A 16,595-nucleotide genomic window follows, 5' to 3' on the forward strand; every position below is an offset into this window, starting at 1 on the left:
TTTAAGGAGCCATCATACTATGAAGCTATGGGTTTATATCGTCGCCCTCATTGCAGGGGCATCATTAAGTACAGAGGGGGCCATCTACGGCGAGCTCGGGAAAACGATCGGGAAATTGGAAAGCAGCTTTTATAACTTTTTCGTCGGAACGATCATTCTCGGTATTGTCCTGCTTTTCCTCGGAAAAGGCTCGTTGTCCCATTCCCTCAAAGCACCAAAATGGCAGCTCACCGGTGGATTCTTCGGGACCATCTATCTTACCATCCTTGTGATCAGTGTTCCACTGGTAGGAGTTGGACTGTCCATGATCAGCGTCATTGTCGGACAGATGATCATGAGTATGATCATCGAGCACAAAGGATGGCTCGGAAGTGAAAAAATCAGCATCAACAAAGAGAAGGTCATAGCTATCATCCTGATGGCTGCGTCCCTCATACTCATCTATTAAGGAGGTCCAAACATGTCTGCATTCATCCTGATCGCCGCCATGCTCGGCGGCTTCACACTAAGCGCACAGTCCTCCGTGAACGGGGCACTCAGCAGGAAAACCGGTACCTATGAGACAGCGTTCATGACGTTTGCTACGGGTGCCATGATCTTATTCCTCATCATCCTCTTCTTCGGAGACGGAAATATTTTCTCTATATTCGATGTTCCTAAATGGCAGCTGGCTGCCGTTTGGTTCGGCGTAGGATACCTGTTCCTCACGGTTCTTGCCGTTCCGAAGATCGGGGTTATCGCCACAAACGTATCCACTGTCATCGGACAGTTGACCATGGGGATGATCATCGACCATTTCGGATGGTTCGGCGGGATTGAGATCCACCTGGACTGGAAACGGATCCTTGCCATCGTCCTTATGCTCCTTGCTTTACGGTTTATTTATGTGGGGAATAAGAAAGCCCAGGAACAATCTGCATAAGGGGCGTCAGTCCAAGTCTCTCGATGACAAAAAGCCAAGAATCCATCCATCGGATTCTTGGCTTTTTTTGATTCATTCCATCTATTCGATCACGATCCGTTTATCATATGTTTTCATGTACGAAATACCTTTCACGATGAGTGATTGAGGTTCATCGTTTGTATTGAAGAGGAGGGTGCGCTCATGGATAGCCTCTCCGTCCCTTTTCGTATACTCGTCATCCGTAGTATGATCGAGCTTGACAGTCCCGCTCCCGGTCTTGATGCTCACTCCGTCTAGACGCAGCCCTTCCCCGCTCTCGATTGTTACGAAAGCCTGCCCATCTTTTACCCCGCTTTTCTTCACCATCACGTTCTGATCATTCACTTTAAACGTTTCAGATGCCGAGAGGGGTACGGAGATGTCCGCTTTCTCCTTTACAGGGAATGCTTTCACAACAAGTTCCAGATTGTTCAAATCGTGTGGCAGAGCGTCGAATTCCAGTTCAATATCATCGGAAAGACCCCAATTGGATGAGCTGCCTGATCCCTGCCACTCAAGAGCTTTGCCGTCTGCGACAAGCTCAATTTCGCCAAGTGGATCGTTGATCTCTTCATCCAGCTTCATCTTGCCCTTGATGACCGTGATGGTGGGGGTTGCCGTTATACTCTTGAACGTGATGGAACCATTATCGAATGTCACAGTCTTATTGATCCCCTGCTTGAATTTGGTTTGCAGTGCTTGATCCGGCCGGTAGTTGAAGGTAAGTTTTTTTCCTTTCACCCATTCATCGTTTTTGTAGTGGTCAAGATGAAAGGTAAGCTCTTTGGCAAAGGCATTCGGTGGATCATATCGGATTTCACCCTTAAGTTCTGTCCGGTCTTCACTGACGACCGTCTTTGCACTGATCATATATTCCCTTGTCAAGAACCCGGTCAGGTCACCCGGCTCCCACGTATCTCCTTCTTCCACTCCGTTGGCATTATGCAAAGTGTAATACAGGATGAATTGATTCTCATCGACAATGACGCCATCGATCGTGATCTTTTCCCCTTCTCCTAGAGAGTATGTCTGGTCGATGACCTGGCCCATCCCCGCTTCGTTCAGATCTTGAAGTGTACCATTCATGACATCCTCTGCTCCTATTATTTTCTTTCCGTAGTAGGCAAGGGCGGGATATTGAAACGAACCGAGGATCAAGAAGACTGCGGCTGCGGCCAGTGCTACCTTCCACCCGTTCTGCTTCCTTCGCGGCCTATCGTCGAGGGCTGAACGCAGGCGCGCTTCCAAGTCTTGTGGGGGCTGGATACTCTGCATTTTTTCTGCTTCTTCCCTTAGTTTCTTATCCACTTCATTCATGTGCTGTCCCTCCAAACGTTTCCCTTAATTTCTTCAAACCTTGGAATACCCTGGACTTTGCCGTTCCCACCGACACGCCCATCACCTTAGCGGCGGTTGAATAATCAAGATCCAGTATATATTTCAGCCTGATGGCCTCTGCCTGGTGCTCATTCAACTGCAGAAGCATGTCTTGGATCTCCATGTCGCGGTCACTGTTCTCCAATGGATTTGAGGATCCCCCCTCATCTGACCACTCTTCTTTCAACACGAGACGATTCTGTTTACGAAGCATCGTTTTACAAAGATTCACGAGTATCGTTTTGCTCCAGCTGTAAAAGGCCTCCGGATCGTTAAGCTGGTGAATTTTTTCATAAACGGTGACGATCATATCCTCCATGGCATCCATGGCATCATGCTCGTTCCCGACGTATACGTAGGCCAATCGATAATAGTTTTCCTTTTCTTCCATGATCAGTTGAAGGAGCGCCTCTTTGCTGCCTTTTTTCGCCTTCTTCACTGCGCTTCTGAGATTCATTTCTCCACCTCTCTTTCCTGTAAGAGTATTTGGATGCGTGAAAAGTTCATTGGTTTTCATTTTTTTATGTAAGAGCCTGTCCAACACCCTGTCAGAGAAAAACCGTCACGGATGACGGCTTTCCCACTTTCTTATTCTTTACCTTCGTGCGGAGGGCACGGGCATTTGACAACGACCAGGAATGGGCCTTTTTTCAACTGTTCATCCCCTACTTCTGCCGTTGCCGTTATCGTGATGATATCCACCTTTCCTTTTGCAGGCACGATCCGGGCAGTATAGGTGCCATCCGCCTTCGTGACTGCTGGATTCGGAAGGATATATTCCTCTCCATGCGACGATACGACTTTAAAATGGACAGCTACGCCTTCAACCGGGCGATGGTCACACAAGACCTCACCGGTGATCTCTTCCCCTTCACAACCAACGAACAACGGGGTGCAAAGAGTCAAACGGGGATGTTTGCACCGCTCACAACCCACAACGGTTTTACAGGTTTTCGAGATGGTCCGCGACCCGATTTCAACACTCGCTGTGTAGGTGGTGAGTTCGTAAGGTCTTTCACCGGGTACGATGGCAGACGTTCTGAAATACCCTTCCTGATTCGTAAACACAACTGCTGGTTCAAAGTCGAGAAGCGGACTGGTCAATGTTACCTTCACTCCTGCAAGCGGCTCACCCTTACAGAGGAATCTTCCCTTTATTTCGGCACGACAGCGGATTTTCTTTACACATTCCAGTTCCAATTCGGGGTCTTCACATTGACAATCCACCTTGATCTGTTGGGATTCCGAAGACACCATTTCTCTTGAAACAATGGCTTCTGCCCTGATGGTGATGACCTCTGTGACCCCGACACCTGCACGGATGCTTGCCGTGTATTCGCCCATTTCATTCGTAAACGCCGGATTCGGATCCACGGTGACGGCTCCCGGGGTATCCGAGGTAACGACAAAGGTAATGGCCGCATCCCTTACCGGTACCCCATCACAGGTGAGACGGCCTGAAATCCGCTCTGCAGGACATCCGATGTATTTTGGCGTATTCAAGGTAAGCTTCGGATTGCGACACTTCAAGCAAATCACTTTCAGCTTGATGGTTTCGGTAATGGTCTTGCCAGCCACTGTCACCCTTGCCGTGATGACCGTCTCTGTGAGCGGTGTATTGGATGGGACGGTCACTTCCGAAGTGAATGATCCCATTTCATCCGTCAGCACCGGATTGGGATCAAAGTCAAGGATCGGACTGGAAAGCATCACTTCGACACCGGCAAGGGGCAGTCCCTCGCATGTCACCTTCCCTCTGATTTCACCTTCACAGTTGATTTTATATGGCTCTTCAAGAATGATCTCTGGATGTTTGCACACACATTTCACTTTGATCTTCTCATTCTCGGAAACTACCACTTTTCCGTCGACAACGGATGAAGCCTGGATCATCACCACTTCCTCCACACCGAGCGTAGTGGTCAAGACAGCCGTGAACCTTCCGTCTTCGTCCGTGGTGACAGGGTTCGGCGATACTGCAATCGCCCCTGCCGGTGAGGTGGTGAACGTGACGAGATTCCCCTTGAGCGGAACTCCGTCGCATGTTAACCTGCCCGTTACCTTTCCGCCGTCACATCCGATGAACTTCGGTGCTTTCAGGGTCAACAGTGGATTCCGGCACTTCTTACAGAATACTTTGACCGTGATGGTCTCAGTGGCTCCCCCTCCTGTAGTGGTAAGGGTCGTTTCCTGAAGATCTGTACCGAATGGGACGATTGCCGTCGTACTGAACCTGCCATTTTCATCCGTGACGACTGGATTAGGTTCGAATTGAAGGAGTGGACTCGAGAATGTGACCTCGACCCCGACGAGCGGGAAGCCTTCACACGTCAAGCGACCCGTAATTGGGGATTCACAATTGATCTTCCCGGGGTCATCGATGGTGATGACCGGATTCTTGCACTCGCAATCGACTTTGATCGTTTTGACTTCTGAGGAAATCAGCACCCCTGCAATCACGGTCCTCGCCTCGATGGTGAACGTACCCACTGTCCCAAGCTCCGGTACGATTCTTGCAGTATAGGACCCATCCTCCCCGGTGATGGCGGGATTGGGAACAATCGCGACCCCCTCTTGCGGCGTTACGACGAAGGCTATACTTGCCCCCGGGAACGGAATACCGCCGCAGGTCAGCTTACCGGTAAGCTCCGCTCCTTCACAGCCTATGACCTTTTTCGGAGTGTTGAGGGTAAGCTCAGGATTACGGCAGAAGAGGCATCCTGCCGTAACAATACGGCTGGTGGAGACCTCGATGCCGCTCACCACCGCTGAAGCCGTTATTTCTGCTTCCTGGAATGGGGTCCCGCTTGTAACGGTCACTGTGGAAGTGAAAACACCATTCGCATCGGTGATGGGAGTGTCCGGTTCAAACTGTAGGAAAGACGGTCCCGAGAGTGATACAGGGACATTGGATAGTGGAACCCCGTCACAAAGCAGCGTACCTGAAATGATTCCTTCACAGTTGATCGTGGATACCTTTTTAATGAAAATGACCGGATTGACGCACTTCACACAGCGCACGGTGAGTTGACGTGCCTCGGATACCACTTCGATTCCGCCGATCCTCGTTGATGCCACGATCGTGATTGTTTCATTGATTCCAATGAACGGAACGACGGTTGCTGTATAAGTGCCGTCATTTTGGGTGATGGCAGGGTTCGGGTTTATGACGACCCGCTTTGACTGGGATGTGATGGTGAAGGTGATGGGTGCTCTTGCAATGGCGCTGCCATCACAGATGAGTCGCCCGCTGAGCGGTGCCCCCTCGCAGCCGACGGGTCCTTCAATCGGATTCAAGGTCAGGGTCGGATTCGTACATACGATGCAGTCAACCGTCACGATGATGCTGTCGGTTACACGCTGACCTCCTACATCTGCACCTGCCGTCACCACGACTCCTGACGTAATCGGCGTACCACGCGGAACCGATACGGTCGTGGAGAAACGCCCTGATGCATCCGTGATCGGGGTAGCATTGGCAAAGTTCACTATCCCGGGATTAGCAGATAGTTGGACGACTACACCCGCTACAGGTTGAAAGTCACAGAACACCCTTCCGCTGATGACCCCGTCACAGCTAATGGAGCCGATACGATCAAGCTGAATGATCGGTTCTTTGCACTCGTTTCCCGGATTCGGAAATAACCCTTCGCAGCTCTTTGGAGGCGGGATGATCTTGCAGGATAACCCTGAGGTTTCTCTCCCTTTTTTCAACATCTCAATCAGTCCTTTTCAATACACTTTCATGCATCATATGCAAAAACCAGTAGGCTGTTCTCCCAAGTTCATGACATCTGCCCGCCCTCACAGCTCATACTGAAGGGACATAGGATACATCAAAAAGCGGTGTATCAAGCATGAGCAGAAACGTTTTTGTTCTTTTCTTCCTTACCCTGTTGGCCACTGTCGGCTTTCTTCAGAGAGACACCATCGGTTTGATCCTCTCAGGGGATGAATCCTCCCTTTCTTCCTTGAAGGAGTCTAACGGATTCAGCCTTTACGGACTTACTCTGCTCGTCATGATTATCCAGAACTCGTTTACCGTCATCCCTCTTATTCTCGTCATTTCAATAAATGTAACGATTTTCGGTTTCTGGCAAGGATTCCTATGGAGCTGGATTTCGAGTATCATCGGAGCCGGGATCGTCTTTCTTTCCGTCAGACAGCTCTTCCTTCAGAGCCTTTCTTCCCGAATCGCTCCTTCCCCCCACCTGAAGGAACGTGGATTCACGTATGTATTCCAAGGACGGATTATCCCTATGATTCCCACGAGCCTCGTCAATATCGTGGCTGGTGTCAGCGGAATTTCATTCCGGCATTTGATCACCGGGACCATCACAGGCAACTTTCTCTACTTTTTCTGTCTATCACTGATCCCCTTAGGAGTCCTTTCCATGTCCTGGATCGAGATCGGCGTCGTCACTCTTGTTCTTATCACGATCATGATTTTCTATTACACAAAGGTCCGCGGCAGACGATGAATGGCTGCCTTTCATCAAAAAGGACAAGCCCATTTTCACTTTGTTATACATATAGTAGAACAAATCTGTTATAATAAACATATAACAAACAGGAGGTGATCTTTTGCTGATCCAAATTGAACCACATTCTCCCATTCCGATCTATGCCCAAGTACGGAATGGAATTGTCGAGGGCATCGTGCGGGGTGAGTTGAAGCCTGGGGATGTACTGCCATCGGTCCGGTCCTTTGCCGCTGACCTGGGCGTCAACATGCACACGGTCAATAAAAGCTACCATGAATTAGAGGACAAAGGGATCATTCAGATCGTACCCAAGTCCGGTGCCGTCATCCTTTCGCCCGACGAACCGACAAAGGAACGGATCGACATGATCGCCTCCTCCATCCGGCCGCTCCTTGCCGAAGCACTGGCAGTCGGAATGACGGAAGAACAGCTGCAGGATATGATCAGATCCATTCAATCAAGTATCAAGGGGGAATAAACCATGCAATCCATTTTATTGATCGGTATGATCGGCATCATACTCCTTATACAAGTGATGCTGCCATTCATCGTGAAACGCACCGTTGTATTCGGGGTCACGATTCCCGTAGAGCACATACGAGACGCTCACTTGCTCCGCTTCAAAAAAATCTATGCGGCGGTCACCGCCATGCTTTCTGTAGCCGGCATTGTCCTGTTCTTTATGATAACCGGCACAGGCGACCTTCCTGAGGAGCGGCTCATTGCTTCAGGAATCCTGCTTCCATTCATCATCATCTTCATCTCCATGTCCCTCTATGCCTACTTCCACATGCGTGTGGTCCGGTACAAACGTGAAAGCCAATGGTTCAAAGGACGAAGACAGGTACGCGTGTCGGAGCTTACCTCCAGGTCCAAGGATGAAATGCTCCCATGGTACCTCTTCCTGTTTCCGGTTGTAATAGGTGCCGTTCTCATTGTCTTTACCCTGATGAATTATCAGCTCTTTCCAGATCGACTGCCGACCCATTGGGGCCCTAATGGGGAGCCGGATGCCTTCACAGCCAAGACCAAGATAAGCGTCCTGACGCTGCCATTTGTTTCACTGCTCATGAGCGCCATGTTCCTCGCCATCCACGAACTGACGCGGAACTCAGGAATCAAACTGAGCGCCGGCAACATTCCCGCATCCAAACTCCGACAGTTCAGGCTGAGGAAATACTCCAGCTGGTTCTTGTTCTTCATTTCCATGGCAACGACCATGCTATACTGTTTTCTCCACATTAAAATGGCTTACGAAGATCTATTAAGCGGATCCCTCATGCTCTTTGCACCGCTTGCCTTCTCTGTGCTTGTCTTCCTGGGAGCTGTCGTGATGGCCGTGAAGGTAGGAAAAGCTGATTCTGACCTGGACCGCACAACGATCATCGATGAGGGAGGGGACACCGTCAATGAAGACGATGATTCCCACTGGATCGGCGGCATTTTTTACTTCAACCGTGAGGATCCTTCCTTCTTGGTGGAAAAACGATTCGGTGTCGGCTGGACGATAAACTTCGCCAGACCTACCGGCTACCTTCTCATCCTTGCACCGGTTGTCGCCATTTTGTTGCTTACCCTGCTATAGAATTAGAGATACGGTTTCAAGCACCCAAAAAGCCCTGTCCGCTTTGTGTTCTGTACGATTCTTTTCTAGAGCGCACAGAATTACCCGATGTAGTACCACCCAAAATAAAGGAAAACTCGCCGCGTAATGGCGAGTTTTCCTTTATTCCTATTTTCCAGTCATATCTTTTCTTAAAAAGTCCTCAAATGTAACGCTCCCCACATTCTGCGTTGGATTCGTGTTTTTACCCTCCAATAAAGATTTGTACAGTTTTCCTGGGAAGGATACATTGTATATCCTACTTGGTTCGTTACTCATCCCTATTTTCAAATCGGCCATTTCTCTTAGTTTCATGACTTTCGGACCTGCAAAATCGCCCGTTCTCCCTTGGGGTCCTTTTTCCGTTAAATCAATTAAATGATTGGCAAATTCACCTACATCCACAGTCTGGAACTTGATGTTCCCAGGAATAAAATAACCCTTTAAAAAAGGCTTCGACAAAAACAAAGAATCTACAAAACTATGGAACTGAGTTGCACGAACGATTGTATAAGGAATATTACTTTGTTTCAGCACTTCTTCTGCTTCATGTTTATGCTTGTAATAGTGATATGGTATATCTTCGATCCCAACAATCGATGGATAGATGAAATGTTTTATGTGTGTGAGTTTACTCAAAAAGTTCGTGAAACCCGATACTTCAATTTCCTTGGTTTTCTTCATTGGGCTGGTTGCTGTGTGAATGACCACATCTATATCTCTTGCGGCCACTTCTAATCCTTCACCTGTCAGCATATCACTATAAACCCAGTCAAAACGATCACCATATTCAGGTTTTCGTCTTGAAGTCATGAGGACACTACACTCACGCTCTTTAAGTTGATTAAGTACCGCCGAACCTAGGCGCCCTGATGAACCAGTCACTAATATCCTCAAAAGCAGCCCTCCCCAATGAAAGAAAAACCAAACCGATCAGCTCCATTGGTTATAAAAGAAAGCAGGCAGCCGGCTGGATCATAACGTTATATTTCAGTCGCACCATACGTATGGTCCATTATATAATGCCATGTCTGCTTGTATGCCAAAAAGGAGATATGAAGACTATTTAAACAAGAAAAAAGACGTGTACTACTTCACACGTCTTTTCAAGTGGTGCTTCTCAGGAGAGCACCCTGCCTGGAACCCTTCAGACTCCGGACAAGGCCCTTCTACATATTTATCACACTACGGTTGTAAGGATGGCGTCGTGGGCTGTAACGTATTTGTACCCAAGATCTCTGGCCACGGCTTCGTATGTGATGAAACCGTTCGCCACATTGACGCCTTTCGCAAGGGCCATATTATCCTGGATCGCTTTCGCCACTCCTTTGGTGGCAATCTGGAGAGCGTATGGAACGGTCACGTTCGTCAAAGCAATCGTGGAGGTACGCGGAACGGCACCCGGCATATTCGCTACGGCATAATGGACCACTCCGTGTTTTTCATACGTAGGATCATCATGCGTGGAGATATGATCGCATGTTTCGATGATTCCGCCCTGATCGATGGCTACATCCACAAGGACAGATCCCGGTTGCATGGACTTGACCATATCTTCCGTCACAAGCTTTGGTGCTTTGGCTCCAGGGATCAAGACGGCACCGATGACAAGATCGGAATCCTTTACTGCATCTTCAATGTTCAAGCGGTTCGACATCAACGTTTGAATATCATTGCCGAAGATATCGTCGAGCTGGCGCAGGCGCTCGGCGCTCAGATCGATCAAGGTCACATCCGCTCCAAGGCCGACAGCCATCTTCGCTGCGTTCGTCCCGACGACTCCGCCTCCGATGATGGTCACCTTGCCACGTTTCACACCCGGTACTCCGCTGAGCAGGATTCCTTTTCCGCCCTTCGGTTTCTCGAGGAATTGTGCACCGATCTGTGTAGCCATGCGTCCTGCTACCTCACTCATTGGAGTCAGAAGAGGCAGGGTACGGTTGACCTCCACCGTTTCATAGGCAATCGCCGTCACTTCCTTTTCAACCAGTGCCTGGGCAAGTTCCGGTTCTGCTGCAAGGTGCAGGTAAGTGAACAAGATCAGTCCTTTGTGGAAATACACATATTCAGACGGAAGTGGTTCTTTCACTTTCATGACCATGGCTTTATTCCACACATCAGCTGCCGAGGCTTCGATTTTCGCTCCCGCTTCTTGATAGGACTCGTCAGTGAAACCGCTTCCAATTCCAGCTCCAGATTCGATATATACGGAATGACCTGCCTTCACCAGGTTCAGGACACCCGCTGGTGTGATGGCTACACGGTTCTCGTTGTTTTTGATTTCTTTAGGAATTCCAATCTGCATCGCTACATCTCTCCTATAATCATTGTTTGGTTAATTCTGATTATATGGATTCTTCACAGTAATTGCATCGTGGAAAATAGAGAAAAAAAGAAGACGGGTTTGGAGAATTCCACAAACCCGTCATTTTTTCATCTGTTCGATTTTAAGATCCAAGTATAAGGTCATTTTCTGATTCGGGTCCTTCAGATCCATCTCGGTGATCTCCCCGATCCTCTTCAGGCGGTAATTCAGTGTATTGGCATGAACATGAAGGGCCTTTGAAGCCTCGTTGACGTTGCAGTCGTATCTCAGGTACATATCAATCGTCTCAAGAAGCTGGGAATGGTGCTTCCGGTCGTACTCCATCAATTTCTCCAGGTGATAATTCTGATAGCCGTCACGGACGCGCTTTTCATACAGCTCATCGATGAACTGGAAGATCCCAAGCTCCTGATACGTGTAGATCCCGCTTGCCTCATATTTAAATCGATCCTTGATCGACAGCACATACAGTGCTTCTTTATAGCTGTCACGGATGCTTACAGGTGAGCGGTAGAGGGTACCGGCTGCTCCTTTCAGCTCAGGGACTCCGAGTCTGCTGCTGATCTCTTCAACGAAGTCACGGACAAAATCCTTGATCTGCCTTGCCGGCCCTTCATCATGGAACGGCCTTACGAGAAGGATCAGCTGATTTTCATCAGTCGTGCTTGTGATAAGTTTAATATAAGAAGAGGCCTGGATATAGTAGTTTACGTGACGCTCAAGGGATTGCTGTATTTCCTCTGGGAACTCAAAAACCACAATGCCCGTGGACCCGTTCATGGAAAGATGATACTTATCAGAGAGGGAATCAATCTTGCCTCGATCTTTCAAATGCCCGGTCAACAGCTGCCAGAAGAAGTCTTTATGCCCCTCTTCCCCCGCCTTTTTCCGTATTTTCAACGATAACATCTGATTCTTGACGACCTTCCCCGCTTTACGGAAGAAATCCAATTCTTCGTCTGTGATATCCCACGTCACCTGGCCCCATATGAAGCCGAGGATCTCATCGTTCTTCCATACTGATATCGCTACGCGCTTCCCGAGACCGACTTCTGCGATGGCAGGGATGATGACAGGCTCGTCACTGTCGAATAGCTTCGGGATGACTCCGTTTTTCCAGAGGCTTTTGATGACATTATCGGGAACCTTCCTGCGCATGATCGTTGCCATGCGGGCAGGATCCACGTCATCATCATGGGTGCTGTATGCAAGGATGCGGTGATTGGCATCTTCTATCGTAATCGGGCATCCGATTGTCTCACTGATGGCATCAGCCAGTTCTTCTAACGATTGGAATGGTCCCTTGAAAGGGTCGAGTTGCTCTGAGGATTTGTCCATTCGTACCACTCCTTTTGCGTTCGATTCATTGATCCGTTTTTAATCATAGTAGATGTACGGTTTCCGAAGCAATGGTTTCCCGACATTTCGGATATGTTTTTCAAAATGGACCACCCGTACATTTCCATCCCTACAAACATCATCCACCCATTTGTGGAAACACACAAATGTAAACGCTTCAACTTTCATTTTTCGACAAAACGCTATCCACATTCTTGATGATACTATATATAATAAGAGTTGGAAACTCACATATTCACAGACAGCTAGAGGAGGATTCGATGTTAGACGTACTAGACAAGATCAATTCATTCTTGTGGGGAACACCAAGTTTAGTACTGTTATTCGGAACGGGCCTATTCTTGACACTGGTATTGAGAGGCATTCAGTTCCGCAGGCTATTCTATGCATTTAAACTCGCATTCACGAAAGAAAAACCTTCTGCTTCGACAGATTCATCCGAGGGGGATATCTCCAACTTCAAAACACTGATGACCGCATTGTCGGCTACGATCGGGAACGGGAATATCGCAGGGGTGGCCACGGCCATCACGATCGGCGGACCCGGAGCCATCTTCTGGATGTGGGTCGTCGGGCTCGTGGGGATGGCGACAAAGTACGCCGAAGCACTGCTCGCCATGAAATACCGGGTTAAAAACAAAAACGGAGAATACTCCGGTGGACCGATGTACTACGTGGAAAAAGGTCTCGGGCGAAAATGGAAATTCCTCGGCGTCGCCTTCGCCCTATTCGGCGCATTTGCAGCACTCGGAATCGGCAACAGCGTCCAGTCTAATACGATTGCCGATGTCATGACAGCAAGCTTCTCTATTAATCCATGGATTACAGGGATCACCCTGGCTGTATTGACAGCACTCATCATCTTCGGGGGCATACAGAGGATCTCGACCGTTGCATCCTTCTTCGTCCCGATCATGGCGTTCCTTTATATAGGAGGATCCCTTTTGATCATCTTCATCAATTATGATCTGATCATTCCCTCCTTCTCCCTGATCTTTGAATATGCATTCAACCCTGTTGCAGCTGCAGGAGGATTTGGTGGAGTCGTAGTCGCAGAGGCCGTGAGGAGCGGGTTCTCCAAAGGGATTTTCTCCAATGAATCCGGACTCGGAACGGCAGCCCTTATTGCGGGGAATGCCAAGACCGACCATCCGGTTAAACAGGCGCTTGTCGCCATGACCGGTACGTTCATCGTGACCATCATCGTCTGTACGATGACAGGACTCGTTTTGCTCATTACAGGATTCTGGGATCCTTCCGGCGGTTTGCTCTCCGGTGTGGCCCACGATCCTTCCTTGGATGGCGGGGCCCTCACAAGCGCCGCTTTCGGACATGCCCTCGGCACGGCTGGGGAATACATCGTATCGTTTTCCGTCGTGTTCTTCGGATTTTCCACGATTGTCGGCTGGTATATGTACGGGGAGAAATGCTTTGAGTACTTGACCAACTACCGCTTCATCATACCGTATCGCCTCGTGTATGTGATCGCAACGTTCGCGGGCGCCATTGCCAACCTGAATGTCGTCTGGAAATTCGCCGACATGGCCAATGCGCTCATGATGATCCCGAACTTGATTGCACTCATACTCCTGTATAAGGTGATATCAAGTGAAACGAAGCACTACTTCAACGAATACCTGCCTTCGACAACCAATAAAAAGTAACCAAAAAGCCCCGTCCTTCATCCCGGACGGGGCTTTTGTTCATGCGATGATATAGTCTCGGTACCGTTCGGCATCACTTTCCCTGCATTCCACTTTCAGGATCGTGCCTTTCTCATCATACTCGGTTTCCAGAACGGTTGCCTGCTGGTTGAAATACGAAATCAACTGTCCCTGGTCATACGGGATGAGCATCGTGCATGTCTTATAATCGCCGAAGATCTGTTTTTTCACTTCACCCAGCAGTTCTTCGATCCCGATCCTCTGCTTGGCTGAGTAATAGACACCGCCTTGTTCCACGCGGGGGATGTCCCCGCCCACAAGGTCCGCTTTATTGAAAGCGTACAGGATCGGTGTATCACCGACTCCGATGTCTTCAAGCGTCTTATCCGTCACATCCATCATCGTATCGTGATGAGGGTCGGCCAGATCCACCACATGGATGATCAGGTCTGCTTCCACCACTTCCTCGAGGGTCGAGCGGAATGCTTTGACAAGCTGATGGGGCAGCTTGTTGACGAAACCGACCGTATCGGTCAGAAGGAAGGATTTTTGATCCGGAAGCGTGATGTTACGCACGGATGTCTCCAACGTGGCAAAGAGCATATCCTTCTCGAACACCTGCTTGTCGTTGTTCTGGTGGAACCGCTCGATGAAGGCATTCATCGTTGTCGACTTGCCGGCATTTGTATAGCCTACAAGGGAAACGACGGGAATGCCGCTCTTTTTCCGCTGCTTCCTCTGTGTGCTCCTCAGCTCCACGAGTGAGTCAAGTTCCTTGCGGAGGGCCGTGATCCGGTCCTCGATGCGACGGCGGTCGAGCTCGAGCTTCGTCTCACCGGCACCACGGTTGGCAAGTCCTGAACCTCCACCCTGTCTGCCGAGGGACTCCCTCCGTCCAATCAGACGGGGCAGCATATACTGCAGCTGTGCAACTTCCACCTGAAGCTGTGCTTCCCTGGTCTTCGCGCGTTCAGCGAAGATGTCGAGAATGAGCATGGTCCGGTCCATCACACGGAGCTCAAGCTTTTTCTCCAGGACCCTGATTTGCGAAGGTGAAAGCTCATCATTCGAGATGATCACATCCGCTTCCCACTCTTCTATGAGGGGAATCAGCTCATCGATCTTCCCTTTTCCTAAATAATGCACATGGTCGGGACGCTGCATATTCTGAGTGAACTCACCTACCACGTCCATATGACGTGCTTCTGCAAGCCCCTTGAGCTCAAGCATCCCGTATTCAAAATCATTGTCTCGGTCTTTCGTATTCACGCCGATGGCGATTGCTTTTAATTTTTGTTCTTCCATTCATTTCTCACTCCTTAATCGATCTTCCCTTAGGGAAGGATCTGGATCGGTCCTATAGACGAAAAAAAGCCCAGACCTCTGCCTGTGCTTTTCGTAAACGGAAAAAGGCATGGGGAAATCCGCACTTCCCCATCATGCGCCAACCGGTCGGTATTCAATTTCAATGATAAGGCTCCACGTTCGAGGCTCCCCTTATAATCGATCAGACCAATCCCATTTACCCTGCACACAGGCAGAGCATTGAACGTATTCAATTATGCGTTCCATTCGCGGATTCGTAGTCTGATCAAGATCATTTGGAAAACCTCCATTCCTATAAGTACAGTCATCTTACCATAGAAACCGCGGGAATGAAAGGGATTCCTCCCGACAGATTATGCAGTCTGTCTGCGTTCCTTTCGCCAGATCTGCAAGAAGGAAATGCCTAGGGAAATCATGAAGCCTATCGGGTATAAAAGACCAAGTACAATAAGTTGTGTCTCATCCGATAAAGAAAACCTCCCAATGAACCACTGAGGTACATAAACAAATACAGGGAACAACACCATAATGATCGTTTTTGTCCAAAGCGAGAACCCAACCAAGCATAAAGCACAAAGGATAAATCCGATAACCCTTCCTGTCACACCAAAGGTCACTGCGGCCTCCCCCATCCACAGATGGATAAACGCGACCGCACCAAATCCGATGGTCATAATGCCGCCTACAGAGAAGAACAGCAACAGTTCCTTTCTTTTCGACATCACTCTTCCCGCGGTCGCTTTAAATGCCCAAGCAGTCAACAAACCGAATAGAAGAATCATGAGAGGGTATCCGATGAACTGGATCCAGGAATAAGCCATCGTCCCATTGATGGCATCTCCCATTACATAGAATGAGAGAGTTCCGACTATGAGGAGCATGCCATATTTAAAGATGACCTTCCTATCGACTGGCATCTCCTTCGCAATCTGAGCCATGTACGCTTTCGGAGTCAGACCTGTAATATCCTGAACACTTTTCCCGTTATTCTCTGCCTCATGAAGATGGTCTTCAAGCTCTCCTGTGATTTCTCTTACCTCATTCTCATTCTTTCCGCTTGAAATCAAGTAAATATTCAGGCGGTCCAGGAAGTCCCTGCTTTCCTTTGAAACATTCATTCCGCTTCCTCCTCTATCAATCGATTTACGCTTGTCGCCATCTCGTTCCATCTCTTTTTGAATTGGTCCAGCTCTTCATGTCCCGCCTCCGTCAAGCGATAGTATTTCCGCTTTGGTCCTCCCGATGGCTGTTCTTTCTGGATCGTTGTCACCAGCCCATCCTTTTTCATGCGCAGGAGCAATGGATAAATGCTTCCTTCCTTCACCATCGTGAAGCCGTGCTGGGCCAGTTTCTCGATCATTTCATAGCCGTATGTTTCCCCTTTTGAGATGATGGAAAGGAGGCAACCCTCCAGTACACCCTTCAATAATTGGCTCGATGACATATCGTCCTCCTTTCTCCCTCAACTATTTTGCTTTACAACATAGTTAAGGAAAAAGAATGCAATGCAAAC

15 protein-coding genes are annotated in these 16,595 nt (G+C 48.9%); 6 read left to right on the forward strand and 9 right to left on the reverse strand.

Annotation, left to right across the window (positions count from 1 at the left end):
* Positions 1-19 precede the first annotated feature (19 nt).
* Together AF331_RS10475 and AF331_RS10480 are read left to right on the forward strand one after the other, a co-directional pair.
* Positions 20-448 carry a DMT family transporter gene (locus AF331_RS10475; RefSeq protein WP_053428085.1) on the forward strand — a complete coding sequence of 143 codons (429 nt, stop codon included), beginning with the start codon at positions 20-22 and terminating at the stop codon, positions 446-448.
* A 12-nt stretch (positions 449-460) separates the two neighbouring features.
* The gene (locus AF331_RS10480; RefSeq protein ID WP_053428086.1) at positions 461-922 is read left to right on the forward strand and encodes a DMT family transporter; all 462 of its coding nucleotides are present in this window, start codon (positions 461-463) and stop codon (positions 920-922) included.
* An 81-nt stretch (positions 923-1,003) separates the two neighbouring features.
* On the opposite strand, the gene AF331_RS10485 is transcribed toward AF331_RS10480, so the two are convergent.
* The 3 genes from AF331_RS10485 to AF331_RS10495 all read right to left on the reverse strand — a co-directional run bounded on the left by AF331_RS10485 (position 1,004) and on the right by AF331_RS10495 (position 6,037).
* On the reverse strand, positions 1,004-2,260 hold the full coding sequence (locus AF331_RS10485) for a DUF4179 domain-containing protein (RefSeq protein WP_053428087.1): 1,257 nt from the start codon (positions 2,258-2,260) through the stop codon (positions 1,004-1,006).
* On the reverse strand, positions 2,253-2,777 hold the full coding sequence (locus AF331_RS10490) for an RNA polymerase sigma factor (RefSeq protein WP_053428088.1): 525 nt from the start codon (positions 2,775-2,777) through the stop codon (positions 2,253-2,255). The genes AF331_RS10485 and AF331_RS10490 overlap by 8 nt, the downstream gene beginning before the upstream one ends.
* A 131-nt stretch (positions 2,778-2,908) precedes the next feature.
* The gene (locus AF331_RS10495) at positions 2,909-6,037 is read right to left on the reverse strand and encodes a hypothetical protein (protein WP_053428089.1); all 3,129 of its coding nucleotides are present in this window, start codon (positions 6,035-6,037) and stop codon (positions 2,909-2,911) included.
* A gap of 140 nt (positions 6,038-6,177) precedes the next feature.
* On the opposite strand from AF331_RS10495, the gene AF331_RS10500 reads away from it, so the two are divergent.
* From AF331_RS10500 to AF331_RS10510, 3 genes are all read left to right on the forward strand, one after another.
* Positions 6,178-6,801, forward strand: coding sequence for a TVP38/TMEM64 family protein (locus tag AF331_RS10500; protein ID WP_053428090.1), 624 nt, complete (start codon positions 6,178-6,180; stop codon positions 6,799-6,801).
* Between the two features lie 103 nt (positions 6,802-6,904).
* Positions 6,905-7,282, forward strand: coding sequence for a GntR family transcriptional regulator (locus AF331_RS10505; protein ID WP_053428091.1), 378 nt, complete (start codon positions 6,905-6,907; stop codon positions 7,280-7,282).
* A gap of 3 nt (positions 7,283-7,285) precedes the next feature.
* Positions 7,286-8,389 carry a DUF1648 domain-containing protein gene (locus tag AF331_RS10510; RefSeq protein WP_053428092.1) on the forward strand — a complete coding sequence of 368 codons (1,104 nt, stop codon included), beginning with the start codon at positions 7,286-7,288 and terminating at the stop codon, positions 8,387-8,389.
* A 147-nt stretch (positions 8,390-8,536) separates the two neighbouring features.
* Here the strand turns inward: AF331_RS10510 and AF331_RS10515 are convergent, their stop codons facing one another.
* From AF331_RS10515 to AF331_RS10525, 3 genes are all read right to left on the reverse strand, one after another.
* A complete protein-coding gene (locus AF331_RS10515) occupies positions 8,537-9,304 on the reverse strand; it encodes an SDR family oxidoreductase (RefSeq protein WP_053428093.1) in 768 nt (255 codons plus the stop codon).
* A gap of 283 nt (positions 9,305-9,587) precedes the next feature.
* On the reverse strand, positions 9,588-10,712 hold the full coding sequence (ald, locus tag AF331_RS10520) for an alanine dehydrogenase (protein WP_053428094.1): 1,125 nt from the start codon (positions 10,710-10,712) through the stop codon (positions 9,588-9,590).
* 120 nt (positions 10,713-10,832) lie between these two features.
* Positions 10,833-12,071 (reverse strand): PucR family transcriptional regulator, encoded by a 1,239-nt coding sequence (locus AF331_RS10525; RefSeq protein WP_053428095.1) that lies wholly within the window; start codon positions 12,069-12,071, stop codon positions 10,833-10,835.
* A gap of 281 nt (positions 12,072-12,352) precedes the next feature.
* On the opposite strand from AF331_RS10525, the gene AF331_RS10530 reads away from it, so the two are divergent.
* On the forward strand, positions 12,353-13,756 hold the full coding sequence (locus AF331_RS10530; RefSeq protein ID WP_053428096.1) for an alanine/glycine:cation symporter family protein: 1,404 nt from the start codon (positions 12,353-12,355) through the stop codon (positions 13,754-13,756).
* Positions 13,757-13,795: 39 nt separating this feature from the next.
* On the opposite strand, the gene hflX is transcribed toward AF331_RS10530, so the two are convergent.
* The 3 genes from hflX to AF331_RS10545 all read right to left on the reverse strand — a co-directional run bounded on the left by hflX (position 13,796) and on the right by AF331_RS10545 (position 16,526).
* Complete coding sequence (hflX, locus tag AF331_RS10535) at positions 13,796-15,061, reverse strand: GTPase HflX (protein ID WP_053428097.1); 1,266 nt, start codon at positions 15,059-15,061, stop codon at positions 13,796-13,798.
* 374 nt (positions 15,062-15,435) lie between these two features.
* Complete coding sequence (locus AF331_RS10540; RefSeq protein ID WP_053428098.1) at positions 15,436-16,200, reverse strand: HAAS domain-containing protein; 765 nt, start codon at positions 16,198-16,200, stop codon at positions 15,436-15,438.
* Positions 16,197-16,526: a PadR family transcriptional regulator gene (locus tag AF331_RS10545; protein ID WP_053428099.1), complete on the reverse strand. Its 330-nt coding sequence runs from the start codon at positions 16,524-16,526 to the stop codon at positions 16,197-16,199. Before AF331_RS10545 ends, AF331_RS10540 begins: the two co-directional genes overlap by 4 nt.
* Positions 16,527-16,595 lie beyond the last annotated feature (69 nt).

The sequence above is a fragment of the Rossellomorea marisflavi genome, assembly GCF_001274775.1.
GTDB lineage: Bacteria > Bacillota > Bacilli > Bacillales > Bacillaceae_B > Rossellomorea > Rossellomorea marisflavi.